Origin of the sequence: Microbacterium sp. NPDC087591 (assembly GCF_044743625.1) — a bacterium.
In the GTDB taxonomy this organism is placed as follows: domain Bacteria; phylum Actinomycetota; class Actinomycetes; order Actinomycetales; family Microbacteriaceae; genus Microbacterium.
Map to the genome: position 1 here is coordinate 83,535 of NZ_JBIUWU010000004.1, position 21,298 is coordinate 104,832.

Consider the following 21,298-nt stretch of genomic DNA (forward strand, 5'->3'; position numbering starts at 1 on the left):
CACTCGAGATTCCAGGGAGTACATGTGAGCAGTGAAGCCGAACTCCTCCTGCAGGGAGGGACGCTCGTCGACGTCGTCGACGGCGGTCTGCGCGCCGCCGACATCGCGCTCGTCGGGGGACGGATCGGCGCGATCCTCCCGCCGGGATCGCCGCTGCAGGCACGGAGGACGCTCGACTGCACCGGCCTGCTGGTGTCCCCGGGATTCGTCGACATCCACACGCACTCCGACCTGAGCCGACTCGTCTACGAGGGGCAGGAGAGCCGGATCACGCAGGGGATCACGACAGAGATCGTCGGGAACTGCGGCATGACTCCGGCGCCGTTGGTCGGCACGGCCGAGCGCACGCGCGAGGTCATCGGCCCCGTCGACGTCGTCGATGCGGGCCGGTGGGAGTGGACGGACGCGCGCTCGTGGCTCGACACCCTCGAGCGGAGTCCGGGAGCCACGCACGTCGGGGCTCTGATCGGGCACGGGACGCTTCGTGCCGCGGTCGCGCACGATGCCTCAGCGACGAGCGTGGATCGTCGCGATCTGATCGGAGCGGTCCGTCGTGCACTCGACGCGGGATGCCTGGGCGTCAGCCTCGGCCTCATGTACGCACCCGGCCAGGCAGCCGATCCCGAGGAGCTCCGCGCGGTCGCGGAGGCTGTGCGGACAGCGGACGCCCTCCTCGCGGTGCATTTGCGGTCCTACTCCGAGGGTGGGGTCTTCGACGCGGTCGATGAGGCGCTCGGTCTCGCCGAATCCACCGGGGTACGTCTGCAGCTGTCGCATCTGCGCATGATCGGCGATGATGTCGGACGCTACGACGACGTTCTCGCGCGCATCGAGACGGCGCGGCGCAGTCTCGATGTGGCGGCCGATGCATACCCGTACCTCTCCGGCCACACCACCCTCGTGCAGCTGCTCCCTTCCGCGATGCGCGCAGCGGGGGAACGTGCATGCGCAGTTCTGCCGGTGGCGAAGATCGCCGAAGGGCTGGAGCGCTCCGGGTTCGCTCCGGACGCCATCACGGTGATGAAGGCGCGGGCGACGCCGGAAGCGGTCGGGCGTCGGCCCGATCCCGGCGATCCGTGGAGCTGGCTGGCCGGACTCCTCAAGGAGAACGACGGCGCGGTCGACGTCGCCGTCGTGGGCTCGACCGAAGCGAACCTCGAGACGGCGATGCGCACCCCGTGGATCTCGATCGCATCCGATGGAGCGGCGCTCGCCTCCACGCACACCGAGAGCGCGGCGCACCCGCGTTCATGGGGCACGTTCCCGCGCGCATATCGCCTGATGCGCACGGTCGGTCTGACTCCGGCACAGGCGCTGCGTCGATGCACACACGACCCCGCGATGCGGGTGGGTTCGCGGGCTGTGATCGAGGAGGGCGCTCGGGCAGACCTCGTCGTCTTCGACGAGGCCGCGCTGCGTGACCATGCGACGGATGCCGCTCCAGCGGCGCCGGCGACGGGGATCGCTCATGTCGTCGTGGGCGGTCAGCCGGTAATCGAGCACGCGGTGCAGACCGCGGCCCGGCCGGGCCGCATGATCAGGAGGAGGTCGGCCGGTGGGCGGTGAACAGCAGCAGACGGGATTCGCGATCGTCGGAGCGGGAGGCATCGCGCTTTCGCATGCCGATGCGCTCGCCCGCTCGACGCGGGGGCGCCTGGTGAGCGTATGCGACACGAACGCACGGGCAGCCGCGCAACTGGCGGCCGCGCACGGCGCTCGCCCGGAGACGGAGTTCTCGGCGGTGCTGACCGATGGGGATATCGATGCGGTCATCCTGTGCACGCCCAATCGCACGCACGTCCCGCTGGGCCGGGCGATCATCGAGGCGGGCAAGCACCTGCTCCTCGAGAAGCCGCTCGCCCTGACGTCGGCGGATGCCGAGATGCTCGTGCGTCGGGCCGAGGATCTCGGCCATGTGCTCGTGGTCGGACACACCCATCGACACAGCGATCAGGCGCGCGCGATCGCTGAGCTGGTGCACGGGGAGGAGATAGGCGACGTCCGCTACATCCACATCGTGATGAACGGGGGCTGGCTCTGGGGCGGGTGGTCTTCCTGGGTGCTCGACAGGGCGCAGTCCGGTGGCCACGCGCTCCACAACGGCGTGCATCTGATGGATCTCGCGGCGTGGTGGATGAACGACCGCCCCATCGCAGTCCGTGCTGTCGGCCAGAAGGTCACGAGCGCCGCGCTGGCCATCCACGACTACCTCGTCATCGACCTCCGCTTCGCGAACGGTGCCGTCGCGCGGTGCGAGATCAGTCGCGCGGAGATCCCCCGCGACTCCTCGTTCACCGAGATGCGCGTGGTCGGATCTGCAGGAACGGTCGAACGCCGCTGGGATGCGGAGGGCCTTCTTGCATGGACCGATCGGGCACAGGGCGCGTGGTCGCCGGGTGGCGCAGTCGCACGTTCCTTCTCCGGGCAGATCGAGAGGTTCATCGACACGATCGCGGACGCGAGCCGGGCCTTTCCGCCGGCGCGTGACAGCCTCGAGGTGATCCGTTGGGCAGAGGCCGCAGAGGAGTCTCTCGCCACAGGTTGCTCCATCACGATCGGAGCTCTGCGATGACTCGTCTCCTGTTGGCCGGCAGCGACGGGCTGCCCAGCCAGGACCACCAGCGCGACATGTGGCTTCCCGCTGTACGGCGCACCGGGGCAGATGTCGTCTCGATCTGGGCCCATCCTGCCGCCGAGCCGGCGGAGGTCGACCGTGTCGAGCGGCTCTCTGCGGCTGAGGGGATCGCGCTCGTCCGGGATCCTCTCCCGGACCTGCGGGGCGTGGACGGCATCATCTGCTGTCAGCGCGGCGCGCGGCGCGAGATCGTGCTGCGGGCGGCGCGGGACGCGGGCGTACCGGTGCTGCTGGACAAACCGACGCTCGACGCCACCGACGCGCTCGATGCGCTCGCGCTCTCTCTGCCCGGCATGACTCTGCTGGCGGGGCATCACTTCGCCGCTCACCCCTCGTTCCTTCGCGCGCTGCGCGCGGTGCGCGCAGGAGAGATCGGTCTGCTGCGCGCCGTACACGCGGAGCTCGTCGTCGCGCGTGGGGATGGCCCCGCCGCCGGCGGCGAACTGCGCAACCTGGTCGTGTATCCGACCGATCTCGTGCGGCGCCTGGTGGGGGCCGCCGAACTGCGGGTGAGCGCGGACGCGTCCCACAACACGCAGGGCGACGAGCAGAGCTGGACGCTGCTGGCGCAGAGCGAGCGTGATGTCGTCGTGGGAATCCATGTGACGCGAACGGCTGATGGTGCCCCCGAGGTGCTGTCCAGCCGCGTGCGCATCCTCGGCTCACACGGCTCCCTGCTGGTCGACCTCACCGCACCTCATGTGCGGGTGCGCAGCGGACGGGGCACCACGGACCGACCGTACGGTCCCGGCTCGGTCGACATGCTCGTCGCGGGTCTCACAGACACGGACGCCCGTGCAGAGCTCGAGGTGAGTCTTCAGGACCTCGCGGGGCTCTCTCGCTTCCTCGACGTCGCGTCGGAGTGCGCGGTGAGCGGCGAAGTGGTCGGAGCGCAGTGGTGACGGAGACCGAGAGAATGCGAGGAACAGAACTGTGAAGTACGTCAGCTTCGATCACGACGGGGAACAGCACCACGGACACCTGGACGGCACGGAGATCGTCGTCCTCGGTCGCGGGTACCTCGATCTCGCCGCGGGCGCCCCCGGAGACCGACCCCTCGGTCGCGTCCCGGTCGCGGACGTGCGGCTGCGGGCTCCCCTGACCAGGCCGGGGAAGATCATCGGCGTCGCCGCGAACTACCAGGAGCACGTCAGAGAAGGAGGGGCCGAGGACCGGGTCAAGGCCTTCAGCACCCCGCGCCTGTTCCTCAAGCCGGACACGACTCTGGCGGGCCCCGGCGACCCGGTGCCGCTGCCCGGTATCACCGCATCCCTCGATTGGGAGGCCGAACTCGGAGTCGTGATCGGAACCGAGGCCAGGGATGTGTCGGAGAGCGAAGCCCTGGCGCATGTCTTCGGGTACGTCACCTCCAACGACATCTCAGCGCGTTCCTTCGATTTCGGGGTCGAGCGGGACGGTCAGCAATGGACGGTCTTCTTCGACTGGCTCGCGGGTAAGTGGCTGGACGCATCAGCTCCGATCGGACCCTGGCTCGTCTCGTCGGACGAGGTACCGGATCCGCAGGATCTCGACCTCACGCTCGAGGTCAACGGAGTGATCCGACAGCACTCATCGACCGCCGCGATGATCTTCTCGGTTGCAGAGCTCGTGTCATTTGCGTCGCGACTGATGACGTTGCGACCCGGCGACCTGCTGCTGACGGGCACGCCGGCCGGCGTCGGTGCCGCGACGGGCGAGTTCCTCGCGGCAGGCGACGTGATGGTCGCAGAGGTAGCCGGTCTGGGCCCGTTGCGCACACCCGTCATCGCAGGCTGACCGCCCGGTCGCCGCCCCATACCCCGCACGACCCGACACCTGAGAGAAGAGGTACCTATGCGAAATCAATCCATCATGCTGCTGGCAGCTGCGACTGCCGTCCTGCTGGCCGGCTGCTCGGCCGGGAGTCCACCCGATTCCGATTCGAACGCCCCGACCTCCGCGAGCGTCTATCTCTACCAGGAACCGACCTCTTTCAACCCCCTGAAGCCGTTCGCCGGCGGCGAGCAGCTCGCGATGTCGCTCCTGTACGACAACCTCGTCACCACCGATCCCGATTCGGAGTACATCCCGCGTCTGGCCGAGTCCTGGGAGGTCGACGACGACGCGACGACCTACACGTTCCATCTCCGCGAGGGGTTGAAGTGGAGCGACGGTGAGCCGTTCGACGCCGAGGACGTCGTCTTCACCTACAACCTCTATGCCGATCCGACGGTGGCGAGCGCGCAGTCCTCCCGGTTGTCGCAGGTCGTCGGATACTCCGAGTATCAGGACGGCACGGCTGATGAGCTGGCGGGGATCACTGCTGTCGACGACACCACGGTGCAGATCGAGCTCGAGGCCTCGAACGCCGGGTTCCTCTCTCTCATCGGCTATGGACCGGTCTTCTTCATCCTCCCCGAGCACATCCTCGGCGACGTGCCCGCAGACCGGATCATGGAGGACGATTTCTTCTCGGCTCCCACAGCAGGCATGGGTCCGTACACCCTCGAGGAGTACAGGACAGACCAGGAGCTCGTGCTGGCAGCGAACGAGAACTACCGCTCCGGGGTCGGTATCGACCGGCTGTACCTCAAGCTCGTCACGAGCGACGTCGCCACGTCGCAGCTGTCGACGGGGGAGATCGACATCGTGCAGGTCTCGCCGAGCGACCGCGCCGCTGTCGAGGGCATCGCAGACGTGAGCGTCGCGTCCGCGCCTTCCCCTGGCTTCACCCGGATGGCTGTAAATACACAGAAGGGGCTTCTCGGCGATGCGCGCGTGCGCCAGGCGATCGTCACGGCGATCGACCGTGAGGGCATCATCGACGGCATCCTGGGCGGAGCGGGGACGGCGTTGAACAGCACGTTCCTCTCGGAGTGGGCTCTCCCTGATGGGCTCGACGACTACGCGTACGATCCCGATCGTGCGATGGCGCTGCTGGCGGATGCCGGGTGGGACAGCACGACTCCCGTCAAGATCACGTGGATCAACGGTCAGCGTGATCGCGACCTCGCCGTCGATGTCATCGTCGAGAATCTGAAGGCCGTCGGCATCGCCGCGAGTGCGAATCCCGTTGATGCCGCGGGCCAGTCCGCGCTGCTCGACTCGCAGTCGTTCGATCTGCTGCTCTTCGGCGGCGGCGTCTACTCGATGGATCCCGCCAGCTCCGCCCCTGTGCTCTCGTGCGACGCCCGCTTCCCGGCCGGATCCAACCTCTCGTTCTTCTGCGACGAGCAGCTCGACGCGCATGCGGCAGCTGGCGCGGCGACCAGCGATCGGAACGCCAGGGCCCTCGCCTACCAGGACGCAGCGCGCATCGACAACGCCGAGGTGCCTTACATCTGGTTGAACCGTCCCGACACGATCTGGGCCGTCAGCGATCGGGTGTCCGGCTTCGTGCCCAACGGCGACGCGACGAACGGTTTCTGGAACGCCGCCGACTGGACGATCTCAGGCGAATAGGAGAGCACACGTTGATCAGGTCACTGAGCGTTCGTCTCCTCTCGAGCATCGCGATCTTCCTCGCGATCGCCATCGGATTGTTCGCACTCGTCCACGCTGCTCCCGGTGACCCCGTCGAGATGACGGTGCCGCCGGAGCTGGTGGGCGCTGACAGGGAGGCGTACATCGCGGCGCGGCGGAGGGAACTGGGCCTGGATCAACCGGTCGTGGTGCAGTTCGTCCGGTGGATGACCGGCGTGCTCTCCGGAGACCTGGGCTATTCATACTCTTCCGGACAGCCGGTCGGTCAGGTTCTGACCGACCGGCTGGGTCCCACACTCCTGCTGATGGGCAGCGCACTCGTCATCGGTGCGCTCATCGCGGTCCCGGCGGGCATCCTCGCGGCGACGAGGCGCAACACCCCGATCGACTATGCGATCAGCACGGGAAGCGTGCTGGCGATCTGCTTCCCCGGTTTCTTCCTCGCGATGCTCGGCATCTACGTGTTCGCGGTGCAGCTCCGTGCGCTCCCGAGCGCCGGAATGGTGTCGTCAGGCGGCGGCGACGTCGTCGATGTGCTCCGCCATCTCATCCTGCCGGTGTCTCTGCTGTCGTTGACCGTCGCGGCGCCGTTCACGAGATTCGTGCGCGGAGGGATGCTCGAGGAACTCGGCAAGGACTACGTGCGGACCGTCATCGCGAAGGGCGGCGGGCAGATCCGCGCTATCGGACATGCCCTGCGCAATACGTTGCTCTCGCTCATCACGGTCCTCATGCTCTACATCCCCGTGTTCTTGGCGGGCGCAGTGGCCGTCGAGCAGGTCTTCGCATGGCCGGGCATGGGGCAGCTCTCGATTCAGGCGGTGCAGGCGCGCGACTACCCCGTCGTCATCGGCTTCGGCCTGTATGTCGCGGTGCTCGTGCTGGTCTGCAATCTCCTCGCGGACCTCGCCTATGTGATCCTCGACCCCCGCGTTCGGAGGCAGAGATGACCATCGCAGACACGCCACGCCGAGTACAGCGGATTGCTCGCCGACGGCCACTGGACACCTCGCCGGGCGCGCTCGCGAGACGTCGGTTCCGCAAGAACGTCCTGGCCGTCGCAGGTCTCCTGACGCTCGTGCTGATCGCGATCGCGGTCATCGCCGCCCCGCTTCTGACGCCCTACGCGCCGGAGGAGATCGATTTGACAGCCGTACGCCAGGCGCCGGGTCCGCAGCACCTCCTGGGCACAGACTCGGTCGGTCGCGACGTGCTCACCCGGCTGCTCCACGGTGGAAGGGTCTCCCTCGTCGTCGGCCTCTCCGCCGCCGTCATCGCGGTGACGGCGGGCACGATCATCGGCGTCATCGCCGGCTGGTTCGGCGGCTGGGTGGACAACCTCATCACACGCGTGATCGACGGGTTCCTCGTCATGCCGGCCGTTCTCGTCGCGATCGTGCTCGCCGGAGTGCTCGGGCCGAACATCACGATGCTGATCGGTGTCATCGCCGGGCTGTCCTGGCCGTCTTCTGCGCGCATCGCCCGCAGCATCGTGATCGGGCTGCGACGGGAGGAGTTCATGCAGGCCGCCGAAGTCATGGGATCGCGGAATCTCTTCATTCTCCGCCGGCACCTCGTGCCCTTCGTGCTGCCGCACGTGACGGTCGCCGCCACGCTCCTGGTGTCGGAAGCGATCCTGCTGGAGGCCGCGCTCTCCTTCCTGGGCGTCGGCGTTCAGCCTCCTACCCCCAGCTGGGGGAACATGCTCACAGAAGCCCAATCGATCACGGTGCTGTCATCGATGCCCTGGCTCTGGATCCCCACCGGGCTCGCCATCGCCCTCACCGTTCTGGCCGCGATGGTCATCGGTGATGGCATTCGTGACGCTCTCGACCCGAGGAAGGCACGATGACGATGACCGATGAACTGCTGAGGGTCGACGACCTGGTCGTCACATTGCCCACCGCCGATGGCCCCCGCGCGCTGCTCGGTGGTGTCGATCTCCACGTGGGTCGTGGCGAGATCGTGGGCGTTGCCGGCGAGAGCGGATCGGGGAAGAGTCTCACCGCGCTTGCGATCATGGGCCTGCTGCCCGGAAATGCGACGCGCGGGGGGTCCATCCGTTTCGATGGTGCGGAGCTGCTGGACCTGCCGGAGCGTCGGATGCGGTCGTTGCGCGGTAGCCGCATGGGCATGGTCTTCCAGGACCCGATGACGACTCTCAACCCGCTCTTCCGCGTGGGAGACCAGATCGCCGAGGCCTATCTGATCCATCACCCGCGTAAGGGGCGGGCGGTGGCACGTGCCCGTGCGCTGGAGGTGCTCCGGCTCGTGGGGGTCCCCGAGCCGGAGCGGCGCGCGCAGCAATACCCGCACCAGTGGTCCGGCGGCATGCGACAACGCGCGGTGATCGCGATCGCGCTGGCGAACGACCCCGAGCTGGTGATCGCGGATGAGGCGACGACCGCGCTCGACGCGACGATCCAAGCCCAGGTCGTCGACGTGCTCGTGCGCGCGAGGGATGAGCTCGGTGTGTCGGTGCTGTTCATCAGCCACGATCTCGGCCTCATCGCTCAGATCGCGGATCGCGCCGTCGTGATGTACGCCGGGCGCGTCGTGGAGGGCGCTGCGGCGGACGAGATCTTCGAAGACAGCAGGCACCCGTACGCGAGGGCGCTCTTGGCGAGTCGTCCGGGGTCGTCAGCACCGGGTACGGTCCTGCCCACGATCCCTGGACAACCCGCGAGGCCCGGACTCCTCCTTCACGGCTGCCCCTTCGAACCCCGGTGCCGCTACGTCCACCGATCCGAGAGGTGTCGCGACGAGACCCCGCACCTCCTCGCCTCGCAGGACGGGAGAGTCAGCGCGTGTCATTTCCGCGACGATCCCCGGATGGAGGTGGGGTCATGAGCGATCCGCTGCTCGTCGTCGATCAGCTTCAGGTGCATTTCCGAGCAGGGGGACGCGGAAGGGGCGTCGTCCATGCGGTCGACGGACTGGACCTCGTCGTAGGGGTCTCGGAGTTCGTGGGGATCATCGGCGAATCCGGATGCGGGAAATCGACGCTCGGCAAGACGCTCGTGCACGTGAACCAGCCGACATCCGGACGCATCCTTCTGCGCGGCGACGACGTCACCTCCCCCGATCGCGAGCGACTGCGCCGTCTCCGCCGGGAGATCCAGTTCATGTTCCAGGACCCGCATTCGTCCCTGAATCCGCGCTTCACGACACGGGAGATCCTGAAGGAGCCGCTCATCGCGAACCGGATCTCCGCGACGGACAAGGACCTGGCGCGAATGCTCGACCGCGTCGCCCTTCCCGAGAGTGCGCTCGATCGCTACCCTCACGAATTCTCCGGTGGCCAGCGCCAGCGCATCGGTCTGGCGCGCGCGATGGCGCTCGACCCCGACCTGCTGATCCTCGACGAGCCCGTCTCGGGCCTCGATGTGTCGGTCCAGGCCCAGGTGCTCAATCTGCTGAGTGAGATCCGGCGCGAGGGGAATGCGGCGTTCCTGATGATCACGCATGATCTCGAGGTCGTGAAGCACTCCGCCGACCGCGTGGCCGTGATGTACCTGGGCGTCATCGTGGAGGAGGGGCCGGTGGCCGAAGTCCTTGACGATCCCGCGCATCCGTATACCCGGGCGTTGGTGTCGGCCACGCCCTCCGCGCCGGGCGCTCGAGAGCGAATCGTCCTGGCCGGGGAGCTTCCGTCGCCGTTGAGTCCCCCGAGCGGGTGCCGGTTCCGCACGCGTTGTTGGAAAGCCCGGAGTATCTGCGCCGAACGGACTCCTGCGCTCGAGGCCGCCGGTGCGTTGCGGCGCGTGGCCTGTCACTTCCCGGAGACACGACCTGACAGCGCGAGTGATGAAGGAGTATCAGCATGAATGCAGAGGAGTTCCCGGCGGGGATCACGATGGCGGATCTCCCGACGCCTGCGCTCGTCATCGACCTCGGTCGTCTGCACCACAACATCCACCGCATGGCGGAGTTCGCGAGTGGGGCGGGCGTCGCCTTGCGGCCTCATTGGAAGACGAGCAAGAGCCTGCACATCGCGAGCCTCCAGGCTGCGGCGGGCGCCGTCGGGTTCACCTGTGCAACCGGGCGAGAGGCACGCGTGCTCGTGAGTGCGGGGTACGACGTCTTCTGGGCGTACCCGCCTGTCGGTGACGCCCGCGTGGAGGCCGTGATCGACCTGACCAGGCGCGGACGTCTCATGGTCGGCCTCGACTCGGTCGAATCCGCACGCACGCTCAGCCGTGCCGCGGTCGACGCGGGCGTGCAGGTCACGGTGCGGCTCGACATCGACACCGGTCTGGGGCGGACGGGGGCAGCGCCTGCAGAAGCCCCCGCCGTTCTCGAGCAGATCGCCGAGCTCGATGGACTCCACGTCGACGGTATCTTCACGCACGAGGGACAGCTTGCCGCGCATGGGGTCGACCGCGTGGCGCGTCGCGCCGCGGGACGGGCTGTGGGGGAGCTCATGGCTGCTGTGGCGGAGAGCGCCCGCACGCGTGGCGTGGTCCTCGCGACCGTGTCCGTCGGATCGACACCGGGTGCAGACAGCGCACCGACGATCGACGGCATCACCGAGATGCGACCGGGCACCTACGTCTTCGGAGACGACAACCAGCGGTTCACGGGTGCGGTCGACGACGACGAATGCGCGCTCACGGTCCACTCGACCGTCGTGAGCGTGCAGCGCGGCGAGACCGTCATCGTCGATGCCGGGATCAAGGCGATGAGCAGCGACGGCAGTGCGCGCAAGGACGGACGCATCGGCACGCGGCTCGACGGCCCCGGCATTCTGGTCACCGGACATGAGGAGCACGGCTTCCTGTGCGGTGCTGAGGACGTGCGCCTCGGAGACCGCATCGTGGTGCTCCCCAACCATGCGTGCGGCACAGTCAACATGTTCTCCTCGGCCTGGGTCGTGCGGGACGGTCGCGTGGTCGACCAGTGGCCCATCGAGGCGCGTCGATGACCGGCGGTGATGTCGTCGTCGGCGCCTATGCGGCGCTCAGTGCCGCGGACGGCCCCGATGTGGCCGCTGCCTTCGTGCGCGCCGTGCTCGCGGTGGACGGCGTCGACGGGCTGGAGATCCCGCTCGGACTCGCCTCGGACCCGTCGTGGTTCGAGTGGGCGGTCGAAGGACGCGGGCACGTGGTGACGGCGGTTCCTGTGCTCGCCGTCCGTACGCGCGCCGAGTCGGAGTTCGGTCTCGCGTCGAAGGACCGGCGTGGAAGGCGGGACGCGGTCCGGGTGGTATCTCGGCTCCGTGACGCGATCGCGCACTGGCGTGGTGAGGGACGGGACATCACGACCCTCGCATTGTCCAGCGGCGTGCCCGGCGGGGATGGCGCCGATGCGCGTCTCGGCGAGAGCCTGAGCGAGATCCGCTCCTGGGAGTGGGGCGGGGTGCGGATCGCTGTCGAGCATTGCGACGCCCATATCGGCGCCGGGACACCGGACAAGGGGTACTTGCGCCTCGAAGACGAGCTCGCGGCGATCTCCCGCAGTGACGGGGCGGGCGATGCCGTGTGCGGGATCACGATCAACTGGGGCCGATCCGCCATCGAGTCGCGTGATCCCTCCGGAGCGGCAGCACACGTGGACATGGCCGGCGATCGCCTCATCGGCTACATGCTCTCGGGAGTCGCATCGGAGGCGGGACCATACGGCCCGGCCTGGACGGATTCCCACACTCCGGTGGTCGATGCGGCTGATCCGGCTGTCTCGATCCTGACGCGCGAGCGGGCAGCGCAGGCGATCACGCCGGCGGTCCTGCGCGCTGCCTACCGGGGAGTCAAGACATCCTGGCGTCCCGCAGGAGAGGACATCTCCACGCGGGTCGCTGCGCTGCAGACCGCCGTCGACCTGCTGACACCAGCATCCACGAAAGGAAACACATGACCATGCAGACCTTCCTCACATCGCAGGCACCTGCGCCCGTCGGACCCTACTCGCAGGGCGTCGCCGCGGGCGGACTGCTCTTCCTGGCCGGGCAGGGGCCGTTCGACGAGAGCGGGGCGCTCGTCGGTGAGACGTTCGCCGAGCAGGTCCACCGCACGTTCCAGAACCTGGCGGCGGTCGCGGCGGAGGCGGGGACGGACCTCGGTGCCGTCGTGCGGCTCGGTGCCTACCTGAACTCGCTCGACGACTTCGCGGAGTTCAACGCCATCGCGGCGGAGTACCTGCCGCAGCCGTATCCGGCGCGAACCACCATCCAGTCGGACCTTCTGGGCTTCCTGATCGAGCTCGACGCGGTCCTCGTGCTCGACGATGACTGATCATCGCGCAGATGCGGGGGCTCTCCTCGAAGGAGGAGACCCCCGCCGTCCGCGAGGCTCAGCCGACCGCGCGTCGCAGCAGCGCAAGCTGCGCGTCGAGGAAGGACTCCGTCTGAGGGTCGATCGCGTAGGTGACCGGTCCCCGCATCCGCGCACTGGTGAACACGCCCTGCGCGACGAGCATGCGCTTCTCGAACGCGACGTATCCGTCCAAGCCGGGCACCATCGAGATCAGGGCGGTCAGCGGGTTGCTGATGGCGAGAGCCCGTGCTTCGTCGCCGTTCTCCAGCGCCGTCCACAGCGCTCGTACCGCCCAGACGAGATCGGGGCCCGGCATCGTGCCGACGATGCCGCGGGCGAACGTGTCCATGAGCGCCACGCCCCCCGAGCCGTCGAAGATGCGCGCCTGGTCGCGGGTCGCGGTGCGCAGTTCGGACGCGCGCTGCCCCAACGGCTCCGCCTCGGGCTTGAGGAGCAGCCGCTCCGCGCCGTGACGGCGCAGCAGCGATGCCTGCAGGTCGACATCGATGGAGGCTCCCACGTAGCCGCTCGCGTCTTGCAACACCACAGGCAGGTCGCACGAGTCGATCACCGCACCGAGATACTCTTCGAGCTGTCCGGCACTGACGACGGCGAGCAGCGGCGGCGTCACCATGACGGCTGTCGCTCCGACATCCCGGGCGTGGGCGGAGATCTCGCACGCGGTCTTGGTGCTCTCGGCACCCACACTGGCGATGACCGGTCCGCGTCCTGCCGCGAAGTCCACCGCGAGAGCGTTCAGCGTCATCCGCTCCTGGGTGTTCAGGCGCAGGATCTCCGAGACCATGGCCACCACGATGCCGTCCGCGCCGTTCGCGAACAGCCAGTCGATCTCTTGTTCGAGCTGAGCCGCGTCGATCTCCCACTCCTCGTCGAAGGGGGTGGCGATGACGGGCAGGACGCCGCTGAGCTGGTCGGACACGTGTTGCTCCTGTTCGTTGGGACAGTCGTCTCTTCGGTGCTCGCCACGCTAGGGAGTCGGGGAAGGCAGAGCCAAAAACCGTGCGGTCAGACCGAATGGTGCTTCTGCGCACAAGGTCAGAGGGGGAGAAGATGACCGGACAAGGTCCGAAGAAGGCGTCGCGGGTCCAGAGCGTCGAGCGAGCCATCGATATCCTCGACGCCCTGATCGTCTGTGCCAGCGGCGCGACGGTGACGGAGGTCGCTGCCCGTGTCGGAGGCTCGAAGAGCGCGGTGTTCGCGACGTTGCAGACTCTGTGTGCACGGGGACTCGTGCGTTCAGCGGGTACCGGAATGGATCGTCGCTACTGGCTCGGGCTGCGCCTGACGTATCTCGGCGAGATCGCGCTGTCGCGGGTCACGCTGAGGGATCTCGCCATGCCGCATCTGCGAGCGCTCACCGACGAGGTCGACCTCACCTCGCGTGTCGCGACGCGCGTCGACAACTACGTCGTCGTCGTCGGTCGTGTGGAAGGTGCCAGCGGCATCCGGTTCGAGCTGCACATGGGGCAGAAGGAGTATCTGCATTCCTCCGCCGTCGGGAAGGCGATCCTGGCGACGCTCTCGGATCAGGAGGTCGCCCGGACGGTGGCACTGACGCCGATGGTGCGCCGCACGGCGAAGACGATCCCCTCCGTGCCCGCGCTGCTCGTGGATCTCTCGAAGATCCGCGAACGCGGATTCTCGATCGACGACGAGGAAGACGCGGACGGTGTCGTCTGCATCGGGGCTCCGATCCTGGACCGGTCAGGGCGCGCTGCCGGTGCGATCAGCGTCACCCGGTTGAAGGCCGGTCTCCGCAGGGAGGAGATCGTCCGCGTGGGGAGAGCGGTGGCGGACCACGCGAAGCGCATCTCCTTCGCGCTGGGCAACGTGAACCCGGCGTTCGGAGTGGACGAACGGGGCTTTGACTGAGCGGATGCCTGTGGTGGCATCATCCTGATGAAGAGGAGACTCACGTGATCGTCGACGTGCACGCCCATCTGTTCGATCAGCACCGCCATCTCGGGGAGACATTCGTCGCCCAGGCGGGCAAAGCCGCCGGCCACGAGGTGGACTTGTCGACGCACTGGTCGGGATACTGGGAATCGGCACCGGATGACACGGTGGCCCTCGTCATCGGAGGCAAGGCGAGGCTTTCGGGAATCTGGGTCGAGGATCGCGATGTCGCAGAGTTCGTCTCCTCCACGAACGGGCGCGCGGTCGGCTTCCTCTCGCTCGATCCGACGCAGCGCGGCTGGCGAGAGGAACTCGAGTTCGCGCATCAGGAACTCGGGCTGCGTGGGATCAAGCTCATGCCGATGTATGCGGGATTCGATCCGGCGGCGGAAGAGTTCGATCCGCTCTGGGACTATGCAGAACGCAACGCGCTCCCCGTGCTCATGCACACAGGCACGACGTTCATGAGCCAGGCCGTCCTCGCCTATGCGCGTCCCGCCATCGCCGATGACATCGCCCGGCGGCACCCGGAGCTCCGGCTCATCCTCGCCCACATGGGTCACCCGTACGAGGGGGAGTGCATCGCCGTCATCCGCAAGCATCCGCACGTCTACGCCGACATCAGCGCCTTGCACTATCGGCCGTTCCAGCTGTGGAACACGCTCATGCTGGCGCAGGAGTACGGCGTGTGGCACAAGCTGCTGTTCGGCAGTGATTTTCCCTTCACGACCGTCGACGACACGATCGCAGGCCTGCACAGGATCGCTCGTGTCGATGCGCGCGGATTCGATCCGCTGTCGATGGATGAGATCGACGCGCTCATCCATCGCGATGCGCTCGGACTGCTCGGCCTGGCCCTTAGATGATCGAGGACAGCCGCTTCTTGCGCAGGTTCTCCTTCACGATCCATGCGACATCGGGGTCTTCCGACGGGAGTTCTCGGAAAGCGGCGAGGCCGGGGTCGGGGTCGGCGGCGATGGCGATGCTCCAGCAGTAGCCCAGCGCCTGTCGGAGGTTCCTCGCGGCCGGTTCGGACCGGCGCTCGCGGGGAAGGGCGGTCAGGTGCCGAGTGGTTCGGCGGCAGATGTCGAGGGCAGCGGCTGCGGCTGCGCCGGAGAGCAACAGCCGCGGTTCGCAGATCGCCGCGGTCGCCGCGCGCTGGACGTACAGGTCGGGATCGTCCGCCCAGGCGCGCACGGTCGCGATCAGCGCGTCGGGCGACTCGTCGCCGAGGAGCTGCAGGCCGATGACGACGCCCTCGCGCACACGCCACCGCTCATCTGTCGCCAGGGTGCGCGCCTGCGCCGCGGATGCGGGTTCGGCCGCGCGTCGAGCGATCGCCGCCGCCGCGCACATCATCGGGTACTCCCCGCCGTCCGCGAGCAGGGCGTCGATGGCGGGGGGATCGGCGATGCGAGCGGCCGCGTCCACGAGCGTGAGGTTCGCGCGCGGGCCGGGGAGTCCCGAGCGGGCGGTGAGGAAGTCCGGCCATCGCTGCGGATCCAACTCGCGCAACTCGCCCTGCAGCACCTGTGACGTCGACATGCCCCGAATGTACTCCGCTGTCGCCCGCTCGGCGGGGATGCCGGCGCTCAGCGCACCGAGGCCGTCGCCGGCGCGTCCACGATCCGTCCGTCGACGAGGTGGCAACGGGTGCGGGCGCGCCGCGCCACGCTGGGATCGTGTGTGACGACGACGAGCGTCGTCCCCTCGGCGTTCAGCTCGTCGAACACGGCCAGCACCTCCTCGACGGACTCGCTGTGCAGCGCGCCCGTCGGCTCATCGGCGAACAGGATGCGGGGCCGGTTCACGAGGGCGCGGCAGATGCCGACGCGCTGACGCTGGCCGCCGGACAGCTCGTGCGTGCGGCGGTCGCCGAGGTGTCCGATCCCGAGGCGCTCCATGAGCCGCGCGGTGTGCGCCCGTGTCTCGGTGGGAATCCGTCCTCGCCGCCGGTGCGCGGGGAGCAGGATGTTGTCGAGCACGAGCAGCTCGTCGAGCAGATCCGTGCGCTGGAAGACGAACCCGAGGGTCGTGCGTCGGGTGCGCGCGAGACGACGGTCGTCGAGGGTCGCGAGGTCGGTGCCGGCCAGTCGCACCGAGCCCGATGTCGGATGGTCGAGGCCGCTGAGGCAGGACAGCAGAGTGGTCTTGCCGGATCCGCTCGGACCGGTGAGCGCGACATAGTCTCCTTCCTCGATCGCGAGATCGACACCGTCCAGCACCGTCGTGCCGTCGTCGCCGGCTGCGGGGAACCACCGGGTGAGGCCACGGGCGTCGATGAGAGGGGAGCGTGTCATGATGCTCAGCTTTCGTTGCGAAGGGTCGGGAGAGCGAGGGAGGCGATCGAGGTGCCGACCAGCACCGCCGCCGCCACGCTCGCCGCGGCCGCGACGGGCAGGATGTTCGGCGGGGTGAGCGCGGTCGTCCCGCCGCCGAACGAGGAGAGCATGGCGCCGAGCACCGAGGGGCCGAGCGTCTCCGCCACGACCCCGCCGAGGAGGAGCCCGAGCGCGGCGACGATCGCGGCACGGATCAGCGGGACGGTGCGCACCGCGCCCCCGGGCCATCCGAGCAGCCGCAGCAGCCGCAGGTCCGCCTCGTCACGCGCGCACTCCAGTCGCCCCCGGAGTGCGAACACCAGGAGCATCACCACGATCGCTGAGCCTCCGGCGACCATCGACGCCGCCTGCATCCGCTCGACCGTGTCGCCGAGGGTGTACTTCACGAAGCGATCCAGTTCGGTGAAGGACGCCGCGGGATGGTCTCCCGACAGCGCCGTGGCCTTCGCGTGCTGATCCACTCCGTCGCGCACGTCGATCAGCACCGTCCGCCACAGCGGCGCTCCCGCGCCCTCGTCGAACGACGCGGCCTTTCCGGAGCGTCCGCCGTTGGTGATGTCGTGATAGATCGCCGTGACCCGGAAGCTGCGGCTGGCGTCGCCGGAGGTCACCTCGACGGACTGCCCCACCCCGACTCCCGCCTTCTCGGCGGCGAGCGTCGACAGTGCGATCTCGCCGGGGAGGCTCGGACCCGTGCCCTGCACGTAGGCGACGGGGAAGAGAGAGGTATCGCCCACCTCCAGCGCGATGGTCTCACGGTCGTTCCCCGCGACCACGTCGACCCGGTAGCTGGTCGCGCTCACGAACCGTTCGATGTCGGGGTCCTGGTCCAGCGACCGCTCGAGTCGCTCCGGTGCCTCCGCGTCGCCACCTGCGCGGAGGAAGGCTCGGATGTCGCTCTGTCCGACCCCCATGACCGTGACGAAGTCCGGTGCCGCGATCGTCTGGGTCACCCGCAGCGGCAGGGCGGACAGCGTGACCGCGCACGCGACCATCGCGATCAGCAGCACGGCGGCACCGGGTCGCGACGTCAGGCCGCGCAGGGCGAGGCGCAGGGGGACGGGCGTCGGGAGATCCCACCGGAGTCGTCGCGGGCGGCGCCCGGTCTGCGGCGACACCTGCGGTCGGGTCAGCGCAGCCAGCGGGCTGATGCGGCGGATGCCCCGCAGCAACTGCGCGGCGACCAGGACCGGCAGGATGGACGTGACCACCACGGTGATGATCGTCGCGGCCGACACGACTCCGCCCTGCGGGCCCGTCAGCGTGGCGCTCGCCTGGCTCGTCAGAAGCGACGACACCGGCCAGACGAGGAGCAGCGCCACGATCGATCCCGCGGCGGCATGCACGGCGTAGCCGATGAGCAGGGTGCCTCTCACGTCGCGGTGGGAGAAGCCGATCGCGCGGAGCACGCCGATCCCCCGTGCATCCTCCTCGAGCGCGGTGAGCACCATGATCCGGAGGCAGAGCAGCGTGATCGACAACAGGATCAGGCTCAGCAGGATGGTGACGATCGCGACCATCCCGTCGGACAGCGCGGTGATCAGGCGCAGGAGAGCGCCGTCGACGGCGGCGCCGTTCGCGGGCAGCTGCGCGAGGCGATAGGCCTCGGCGAACCGGTCGCCCGCACCTTCGACGAGGCGGAAGGTGAGGATGTGCTCTTCGGGAAGGCTGCCGGAGAGTCGCTGCCAGTCGCCAGGGGAGATGACGAAGCGTTTGGAGTTGACCAGGCTAGGGCCCATCTGGGCGTCCTGGACGACATCCGACACCGCGTACGGCCGTGCCACCCCGTCGATGACGAGCTCGACCGTGTCGCCGGGGGCGAGTGCATAGGCGCTGGCGTAGTAGCTCGGCACTGCGATCTCGCCGTCGCGCACGGTCGCGGGATGCCCGTCCGAGTCCAGCATGAGATCGAACCGCGGGCTCTGCGTGACCAGCAGCAGATCCATGACGCCCGCTCTGGCAACGTCGGATTCCCCGTCCACGCGCAGCGCCAGGTTGTCGAGCTGGAGCGCGATCTGGGCCTGATGGTCGCGCACGATGTCGGTGTTCGCCGCGGCGAAGGAGTCCAGTGCATCGGTGTCGATCGTGCCGACGTGCATCTGCACGGCATCCGGCGCCTGGGCGAGGCGGAAGAGCCGGTCGGTCGCGCCGATCGACGAGGTCAGGGCGAAGACGCCCGCGCCTGCGGTCGCCGCACTGATCGCGATCAGCAGCATCAGCGCGATGCTGCTCAGAGGGTTCCGTCGGATGCGGGCGGCGGTCAGGCGCCTCGTGCTCGTGAGGTCCATCAGGGTGCGGACGGCGGCGAGAAGCTCCACCCGTGCAGGATCGCCGTGACGCCCGCCTCGAACTGCCGCTCGGCGGAGGGAGCCCATCCGGCGGCGATCACGCGTCCGAGATGGGGCAGCGCCGCGAGGAGCTCCGCCTCGTCGTCGTGCTCAGCAGGGTTCCCCTCCGCGTGCGCGGCATCCGCTTCTGTCGACTCGGTTCCGGCCGGCGCCGCGAACTCTCCCATCGCCGAGGCGACCGTCACCATGACGAGCACGTTGACGAGGTCGCCGAGCGACGGATCGACCGGAGCGCCTCGATCCAGCAGTGCGCCGACGGCCTCGTCGGCGACCGTCAGGGCCGCCGGTGACGTGATCGGATGCGTTGAGACGATCGGGATGAGGCCCGGGTGCGCCGCGAGCTCGGTGCGGATCGTGCGCATGAGCGCCAGCGCGTAGGAGCGCCAGTCCGCGGACTCCGCGGGGGAGGGGAGAGAGAGCCCCACCCAGAACTCGTCGGCGAGGGCCGCGGCGATCTCGGCCTTGCCCGCGAAGTGCCGGTAGGCGGTCATCGGGTCCGCGCCGATGGCCGTGCCCAGACGCCGCATCGTCAGCTGCTCCAGGCCCTGCGCATCGACGATCTCGCGGGCGGCGGAGAGCACGTCGTGGCGGGACACCCGCTCGGGTCGGGGAGTCATCATGAGGTTCCTTTCCGTGCACGCAGCGCGAGAGCGAGCGCGGCGAGCACTGCGAAGCTGGTGGTGAAGGCCAGGAGCGTCAGCACGGGCCCGGCGACATCGTGCAGGTCCGCCCGATCGAGGGTGATCGCACTCATCGCCTGCAGGGCCCAATAGGCCGGCGATGCCGGCGCGATCGTCTGCATCCACGTCGGAAGGGCGTCGACCGGTCCGAACGCTCCACCGACACCGGCCATGAGCATGGCGATGACATTGCCGATGACCAGCGCGAACTCGAGCGAACGCGATACCGAGACCAGCAGCAGCCCGAATCCGATCATGGCGGCGGAGAAGGCGACGAGCACGAGGGCGAGGGCGGGAAGGGAGCCGGTCGGGCGGAACCCGAAGAGCAGCGCGCCTCCGACGAGCACCGTGACCAGCTGCAGCAGCTGTGCGCCGAATGCGGTCAGGGACTTCCCGATGAGCAGGTCGGTGCCACGCGCCGGAGACGTCCGCAGCCGATCCCACGTGTTCCACTGGCGTTCGCGGAAGAACGCCGTGATGACCTGCTGCACGCACAGCAGAGCGAACAGGACCGCCAGGCCGGGCACGGCGTACTCGACCCCCGAGGCGGAGGGATAGCCGGCGGCGACGAGCTGGGCGCGCGCTCCCGGAGTGAAGAACGGCACGAAGACGAGGGGGATCACAGTCATGACCACGACCGGTGACGGGTCGCGGAGGAGGATGCGGGCGTCGATCGCGGCGACCGCCAGGCTATGCCGCAGCATCGTGCACCTCCGTGGTCGAGATCGATCGGGGCTCGTGCTCCCGGAGGATCCGCAGATAGGCGCTCTCGAGCGTCGGACGGGAGAGCTGCACATCGGTGATGCCCCCGGCGCGCTCGCCGAGCCCGGTGACGAGGTCGGCGAGGAGTTCTCCCGTGGTGCTCGGCGCCGGCGCACCGACCAGCCACTCGCCCTCGCGCACCCACCCGGCCGGTGCCGGCGCATCGCCCGGCACCCGCACGCGCAGTGCGCCGCCGCCCTGGGCGTGCACCACGTCGTCGACCGTGCCTCGCTCTTCGAGGATGCCGTTGTGCAGGATCGCGATGCGGGCGGGGAGCTGCTCGAGTTCGTTGAGGTAGTGCGTCGTGTACACGACGGCGGCGCCCTCGGCGGCGATCCGGCGGACGAGGTCGAGGATCTGCCGACGCGATTCGACATCGGCGCCGACCGTCGGCTCGTCGAGGAACAGCAGGCGCGGCTCGTGCGTGAGCGCCATCGCGAGATGCAGACGCCGCTTCTGGCCTCCGCTCAGGTGCTCGGCAGCGAGGCGGGCGCTCGGTGCGAGTCCGAGGCTCTCGATGACCTCGGTGCATCGCGCGCGCAGCGCGCGGCCTCGCAGGCCGTGGAGCCGGGCGAACGCCCGCACGTTCTCCTGCAGGCTCAGCGTCGGATAGATCCCGAGGCTCTGCGGTGCGCTGCCGATCACGGAGGCGGCGGCTTCCCGATGGGTCAGCAGGTCGATGCCGTCGACCGTCACCGAACCGGCGTCGGGGGTCGACGTGCCGTCGGCGATGGCGATCAGTGTCGACTTGCCCGCGCCGTTGGGGCCGAGCAGTCCCAGGATCTGTCCGGGTTCCACTCGCAGGTCCACGCCGCGCAGCACCGCGCGCTCGCCGAACGATCTGCGGATGCCGCGCATCTCCAGTCGTGCCGGTCTCCTCGCCCTGTTCATATTTCTACAC

21 protein-coding genes are annotated in these 21,298 nt (G+C 68.8%); 14 read left to right on the forward strand and 7 right to left on the reverse strand.

Translation table 11 applies throughout. The features are described from left to right. The first annotated feature begins 24 nt into the window (after positions 1–24). From ACIOVG_RS18125 to ACIOVG_RS18180, 12 genes are read left to right on the forward strand one after another with little or no spacing between them, the layout of a single operon-like run. Positions 25–1,566 (forward strand): amidohydrolase family protein, encoded by a 1,542-nt coding sequence (locus tag ACIOVG_RS18125; protein ID WP_400876656.1) that lies wholly within the window; start codon positions 25–27, stop codon positions 1,564–1,566. Then, positions 1,556–2,572, forward strand: coding sequence for a Gfo/Idh/MocA family protein (locus tag ACIOVG_RS18130; protein WP_400876659.1), 1,017 nt, complete (start codon positions 1,556–1,558; stop codon positions 2,570–2,572). Before ACIOVG_RS18125 ends, ACIOVG_RS18130 begins: the two co-directional genes overlap by 11 nt. Next, positions 2,569–3,537 carry a Gfo/Idh/MocA family protein gene (locus tag ACIOVG_RS18135; protein ID WP_400876662.1) on the forward strand — a complete coding sequence of 323 codons (969 nt, stop codon included), beginning with the start codon at positions 2,569–2,571 and terminating at the stop codon, positions 3,535–3,537. The genes ACIOVG_RS18130 and ACIOVG_RS18135 overlap by 4 nt, the downstream gene beginning before the upstream one ends. A 31-nt stretch (positions 3,538–3,568) precedes the next feature. Next, positions 3,569–4,411, forward strand: a complete 843-nt coding sequence (locus tag ACIOVG_RS18140) for a fumarylacetoacetate hydrolase family protein (protein ID WP_400876665.1) — start codon at positions 3,569–3,571, stop codon at positions 4,409–4,411. Positions 4,412–4,468: 57 nt separating this feature from the next. Continuing rightward, on the forward strand, positions 4,469–6,076 hold the full coding sequence (locus tag ACIOVG_RS18145; protein WP_400876668.1) for an ABC transporter substrate-binding protein: 1,608 nt from the start codon (positions 4,469–4,471) through the stop codon (positions 6,074–6,076). 11 nt (positions 6,077–6,087) lie between these two features. Beyond that, entirely contained in the window at positions 6,088–7,047 is a 960-nt protein-coding gene (locus ACIOVG_RS18150; protein ID WP_400876671.1) for an ABC transporter permease, read from the forward strand. Continuing rightward, a complete protein-coding gene (locus tag ACIOVG_RS18155; protein WP_400876674.1) occupies positions 7,044–7,949 on the forward strand; it encodes an ABC transporter permease in 906 nt (301 codons plus the stop codon). Before ACIOVG_RS18150 ends, ACIOVG_RS18155 begins: the two co-directional genes overlap by 4 nt. Next, positions 7,946–8,947, forward strand: a complete 1,002-nt coding sequence (locus ACIOVG_RS18160; protein ID WP_400876677.1) for an ABC transporter ATP-binding protein — start codon at positions 7,946–7,948, stop codon at positions 8,945–8,947. The genes ACIOVG_RS18155 and ACIOVG_RS18160 overlap by 4 nt, the downstream gene beginning before the upstream one ends. Beyond that, positions 8,944–9,924, forward strand: coding sequence for an ABC transporter ATP-binding protein (locus tag ACIOVG_RS18165; protein WP_400876680.1), 981 nt, complete (start codon positions 8,944–8,946; stop codon positions 9,922–9,924). Before ACIOVG_RS18160 ends, ACIOVG_RS18165 begins: the two co-directional genes overlap by 4 nt. Beyond that, a complete protein-coding gene (locus tag ACIOVG_RS18170; protein WP_400876683.1) occupies positions 9,921–11,021 on the forward strand; it encodes an alanine racemase in 1,101 nt (366 codons plus the stop codon). The genes ACIOVG_RS18165 and ACIOVG_RS18170 overlap by 4 nt, the downstream gene beginning before the upstream one ends. Continuing rightward, on the forward strand, positions 11,018–11,950 hold the full coding sequence (locus ACIOVG_RS18175) for a DUF4862 family protein (RefSeq protein ID WP_400876686.1): 933 nt from the start codon (positions 11,018–11,020) through the stop codon (positions 11,948–11,950). Before ACIOVG_RS18170 ends, ACIOVG_RS18175 begins: the two co-directional genes overlap by 4 nt. Further along, positions 11,947–12,327 carry a RidA family protein gene (locus ACIOVG_RS18180; protein ID WP_400876689.1) on the forward strand — a complete coding sequence of 127 codons (381 nt, stop codon included), beginning with the start codon at positions 11,947–11,949 and terminating at the stop codon, positions 12,325–12,327. The genes ACIOVG_RS18175 and ACIOVG_RS18180 overlap by 4 nt, the downstream gene beginning before the upstream one ends. Positions 12,328–12,385: 58 nt before the next feature. On the opposite strand, the gene ACIOVG_RS18185 is transcribed toward ACIOVG_RS18180, so the two are convergent. Beyond that, complete coding sequence (locus ACIOVG_RS18185) at positions 12,386–13,288, reverse strand: dihydrodipicolinate synthase family protein (protein ID WP_400876692.1); 903 nt, start codon at positions 13,286–13,288, stop codon at positions 12,386–12,388. A 131-nt stretch (positions 13,289–13,419) separates the two neighbouring features. Here ACIOVG_RS18185 and ACIOVG_RS18190 point away from each other — a divergent pair, with 131 nt between their 5' ends. Beyond that, the gene (locus ACIOVG_RS18190; RefSeq protein ID WP_400876695.1) at positions 13,420–14,241 is read left to right on the forward strand and encodes an IclR family transcriptional regulator; all 822 of its coding nucleotides are present in this window, start codon (positions 13,420–13,422) and stop codon (positions 14,239–14,241) included. 44 nt (positions 14,242–14,285) lie between these two features. After that, positions 14,286–15,131, forward strand: coding sequence for an amidohydrolase family protein (locus ACIOVG_RS18195; protein WP_400876698.1), 846 nt, complete (start codon positions 14,286–14,288; stop codon positions 15,129–15,131). On the opposite strand, the gene ACIOVG_RS18200 is transcribed toward ACIOVG_RS18195, so the two are convergent. The 6 genes from ACIOVG_RS18200 to ACIOVG_RS18225 are packed head-to-tail and all read right to left on the reverse strand — an operon-like array spanning position 15,124 to position 21,288. Beyond that, positions 15,124–15,810 carry an LEPR-XLL domain-containing protein gene (locus ACIOVG_RS18200; protein ID WP_400876701.1) on the reverse strand — a complete coding sequence of 229 codons (687 nt, stop codon included), beginning with the start codon at positions 15,808–15,810 and terminating at the stop codon, positions 15,124–15,126. The two genes, ACIOVG_RS18195 and ACIOVG_RS18200, sit on opposite strands and share 8 nt — an antisense overlap. Positions 15,811–15,857: 47 nt before the next feature. Then, the gene (locus tag ACIOVG_RS18205; protein ID WP_400876704.1) at positions 15,858–16,565 is read right to left on the reverse strand and encodes an ABC transporter ATP-binding protein; all 708 of its coding nucleotides are present in this window, start codon (positions 16,563–16,565) and stop codon (positions 15,858–15,860) included. Positions 16,566–16,570: 5 nt separating this feature from the next. After that, entirely contained in the window at positions 16,571–18,925 is a 2,355-nt protein-coding gene (locus ACIOVG_RS18210) for an FtsX-like permease family protein (RefSeq protein ID WP_400876707.1), read from the reverse strand. Beyond that, on the reverse strand, positions 18,895–19,575 hold the full coding sequence (locus tag ACIOVG_RS18215; RefSeq protein ID WP_400876710.1) for a TetR/AcrR family transcriptional regulator: 681 nt from the start codon (positions 19,573–19,575) through the stop codon (positions 18,895–18,897). The genes ACIOVG_RS18210 and ACIOVG_RS18215 overlap by 31 nt, the downstream gene beginning before the upstream one ends. Further along, on the reverse strand, positions 19,572–20,339 hold the full coding sequence (locus ACIOVG_RS18220; protein ID WP_400876713.1) for an ABC transporter permease: 768 nt from the start codon (positions 20,337–20,339) through the stop codon (positions 19,572–19,574). The genes ACIOVG_RS18215 and ACIOVG_RS18220 overlap by 4 nt, the downstream gene beginning before the upstream one ends. Next, the gene (locus ACIOVG_RS18225) at positions 20,326–21,288 is read right to left on the reverse strand and encodes an ABC transporter ATP-binding protein (protein WP_400876716.1); all 963 of its coding nucleotides are present in this window, start codon (positions 21,286–21,288) and stop codon (positions 20,326–20,328) included. The genes ACIOVG_RS18220 and ACIOVG_RS18225 overlap by 14 nt, the downstream gene beginning before the upstream one ends. Between the last annotated feature and the right edge of the window lie 10 nt (positions 21,289–21,298).